Annotated in this window: 1 protein-coding gene and 1 pseudogene; one reads left to right on the forward strand and one right to left on the reverse strand. The window is 52.9% G+C overall.

Annotation, left to right across the window (positions count from 1 at the left end):
* Window positions 1-3: 3 nt before the first annotated feature.
* Window positions 4-138: pseudogene (locus EOL43_RS15295) on the forward strand (HisA/HisF-related TIM barrel protein); the annotation flags it as partial.
* Between the two features lie 101 nt (window positions 139-239).
* On the opposite strand, the gene EOL43_RS15450 reads toward EOL43_RS15295, so the two are convergent.
* A partial coding sequence (locus EOL43_RS15450; protein WP_205669569.1) for a hypothetical protein occupies window positions 240-535 on the reverse strand: 296 nt, incomplete at its 5' end.

Consider the following 535-nt stretch of genomic DNA (forward strand, 5'->3'; position numbering starts at 1 on the left):
ACGGTGAAAGGCGTCAACTTCGTCGATCTGATCGACGCGGGTGACCCGGTGGAACAGGCGCGCGCCTATGATGCCGCCGGTGCCGATGAACTTTGCTTCCTCGACATCAAGGCGACCCACGAAAATCGTGGTACCATTGCGCGCTTGCGATAAATCAAGGGTATCAGAGCTAATTTAGCCTACCCTGTTTCTATGACTCAGTCCAACGACCCGCTCAATTCTACTGTCGCGAAATGGCGTCACAAACGCCGTCTCGCCATATCCTTGATGATCGCTGGAGCCTCTCCATTGAGCTTTCTGTTGCTTGGAGTGGTGTTGAGATTCGTCTCACTATGCTGGTTTCCCAATGGTCCTGCGTATTGCGATGATTTCAACCACCCTGCCGTTTTGACCCCATCGCTGCTAATTATGCTAGGTATGTATGGGATATTCACGCTGCCGATACTGATTGCCGGGGGCATTTGGTGGTTTAGGCTAAGACGCAGACGTCCCGAGGACTGATCCCATTTCCCATTGAGATTGACCGCGTTTCCGG

Origin of the sequence: Aliiroseovarius marinus (genome assembly GCF_004360145.1) — a bacterium.
GTDB classification, from domain to species: Bacteria; Pseudomonadota; Alphaproteobacteria; order Rhodobacterales; family Rhodobacteraceae; genus Aliiroseovarius; species Aliiroseovarius marinus.